The organism is Kineococcus indalonis (genome assembly GCF_009906395.1).
In the GTDB taxonomy this organism is placed as follows: Bacteria; Actinomycetota; Actinomycetes; order Actinomycetales; family Kineococcaceae; genus Kineococcus; species Kineococcus indalonis.
Map to the genome: position 1 here is coordinate 1 of NZ_JAAALM010000620.1, position 2106 is coordinate 2106.

Here is a 2106-nt window from a genome sequence, read left to right on the forward strand (position 1 = left end):
CCCGCACCGCCTGAGCGCGAGCTCACCACGAAGGGCCGGTCCCCCCGCGGGGGGACCGGCCCTTCGTGGTGAGCTCGCGCTCAGGCGGTGCGGGTGCTCAGGCGGCGCTGCTGACCTTGGCGGCGCTCTTCGCGATGGCCGACTTGCGGTTCGCGGCCTGGTTCTTGTGGATCACGCCCTTGCTGACGGCCTTGTCCAGCTTGCGGGTGGCGTGCTGGAGCGCGGCCTTCGCCTTCTCGGCGTCGCCGGAGGCGGCGGCCTCGCGGAACGCGCGGACGGCGGTGCGCAGCTCGGACTTCACGGCCTTGTTGCGCAGGCGCGCCTTCTCGGCGGTCAGGATGCGCTTCTTCTGGGACTTGATGTTCGCCACGGGGCGTCCGTCTCCTTGCGGTCGAGCTGTCGGTGTCAGAGGGCGGCCGGGACACCTGGACTCCGGCGTGGGGTACCGGGGGTGAGGGTGATCGGCCGTGACCTCCGCACGAGGAGGCGAAGGCGTCCTCAAGAGTACCAGGGCACCGGCCGCCGCCCGGACCTAGAGGGGTGCGGGCGGCGGCCGGTGCGGGGGCCGGGCGGCCGTTAACAGCCGGGAAACCTGCGAGCCCTACGGTCCGCGCATGGGCGACGTCTTCGAGGGCTACCGGGACGCCCCGGTGGGGTGGGCCGCGGACCGCGCGGTCGACGAGATGCTCGGCGCGGACGGCGCGCCGCGCCCGGAGTGGGCGGCGCTGTTCGCCACCCTGCGGGACCTGCCGGCCACGGAGCTGCTGGCCCGCGCCGACCAGCTGGCCAGCACCTTCCTGGACCGCGGCGTCACCTTCGACTACGCCGGCGAGGAGCGCCCCTTCCCCCTGGACGTGGTGCCCCGGGTCGTCGAGGCGCAGCAGTGGGCGGTCGTCGAGCGCGGCGTGGCGCAGCGGGTGCGGGTCCTGGAGGCCTTCCTCGCCGACGTGCACGGGCCGATGCGGGTCGTGCGCGACGGCGTCGTGCCGCGCCGGGTGATCACCTCCTCCAGCCACTTCCACCGCGCCGCGGTGGGCGTCGAGCCCGGCGGCGGGGTGCGCGTGCACGTCGCCGGCATCGACCTGGTGCGCGACGAGCACGGCGACTTCCGCGTCCTGGAGGACAACGTGCGGGTGCCCAGCGGCGTCAGCTACGTGCTGGAGAACCGCCAGGCGATCACGCAGGTGCTGCCCGACGCGCTGCAGGCGCACCGGGTGCACCCGGTGGCGGACTACCCGCAGACGCTGCTGGCGGCGCTGCGCGCCAGCGCCCCCGCCGGCGTGGACGACCCGACCGTGGTCGTGCTGACCCCCGGCGTGTACAACTCCGCCTACTTCGAGCACTCGCTGCTGGCGCGGGCCATGGGCGTGGAGCTGGTGGAGGGCCGCGACCTGGTCTGCCGCGGCAACCGCGTGCACATGCGCACCACCGCCGGGGAGCGGCGCGTGGACGTGGTGTACCGCCGCGTCGACGACGAGTTCCTGGACCCGGTGCACTTCCGCCGCGACTCGGTGCTGGGGGTGGCCGGCATCCTCAACGCCGCGCGCGCCGGCGGGGTGAGCATCGCCAACGCCGTGGGCAACGGCGTGGCCGACGACAAGCTCGTCTACACGTACGTGCCGGACCTGACGCGGTACTACCTGGGCGAGGAGCCGGTCCTGGGCAACGTCCCCACGTACCGCTTCGAGATCCCCGCCGAGCGCGAGGAGGCCCTGGACCGCCTGGGCGAGCTCGTCGTCAAGCCGGTGGACGGCTCGGGGGGCAAGGGCCTGGTGGTGTGCCCGGACGCCTCGCGCGAGGAGCTGGACGCGCTGCGCGCGCGGGTGCTGGCGGACCCGCGCGGCTGGATCGCCCAGCCGGTGGTGGCGCTGTCGACGGTGCCGACGCTGGCCGGCGCGCAGCTGCGGCCGCGGCACGTGGACCTGCGCCCCTTCGCCGTCAACGACGGCTCCACGGTGCGGGTGCTGCGCGGCGGGCTGACCCGGGTGGCGCTGCGGGAGGGCTCGCTGGTGGTGAACTCCAGCCAGGGCGGCGGCTCGAAGGACACCTGGGTGCTGGCCGCCGAGGACGAGGCCCTGGCCGGTTCCGCGCCGCCCGCCCCCGCAC

General features: G+C 75.0%; 2 protein-coding genes. One reads left to right on the forward strand and one right to left on the reverse strand.

The features are described from left to right. Nucleotides 1-97: 97 nt before the first annotated feature. Nucleotides 98-370, reverse strand: a complete 273-nt coding sequence (rpsT, locus tag GTR00_RS25235) for a 30S ribosomal protein S20 (protein WP_166613231.1) — start codon at nucleotides 368-370, stop codon at nucleotides 98-100. 244 nt (nucleotides 371-614) lie between these two features. On the opposite strand from rpsT, the gene GTR00_RS19615 reads away from it, so the two are divergent. Next, nucleotides 615-2106: circularly permuted type 2 ATP-grasp protein (locus GTR00_RS19615; protein ID WP_166613232.1), on the forward strand; the 1492-nt coding region annotated here is incomplete at its 3' end.